1 protein-coding gene is annotated in these 263 nt (G+C 70.7%); it reads left to right on the forward strand.

Features of this window, described 5'->3' with window-relative positions:
• Positions 1-263: Bug family tripartite tricarboxylate transporter substrate binding protein (locus CVH10_RS21565; RefSeq protein ID WP_369335955.1), on the forward strand; the 263-nt coding region annotated here is incomplete at both ends.

Here is a 263-nt window from a genome sequence, read left to right on the forward strand (position 1 = left end):
CGCGGCTGCCTCGCTGGCATGCCTCGCCACATTGACGACCCAGGGCGCTGCCGCGCAGAACGGCTACCCGAACAAGCCGATCCGCGTGATCGTGCCTTTCGCGGCCGGCAGCACCACGGACATCATTGCCCGCGCCATCACCGACAAGATGGGCCAGAGCATGGGTCAGCCGCTGGTGGTGGACCACCGCGGCGGCGCCAGCGGCACGATCGGCCAGCAGGCCGTGGCCACGGCGGCGCCGGACGGCTACACGCTCATGATCC

The sequence above is a fragment of the Halomonas sp. ND22Bw genome (assembly GCF_003011945.1).
GTDB lineage: Bacteria > Pseudomonadota > Gammaproteobacteria > Pseudomonadales > Halomonadaceae > Halomonas > Halomonas halophila.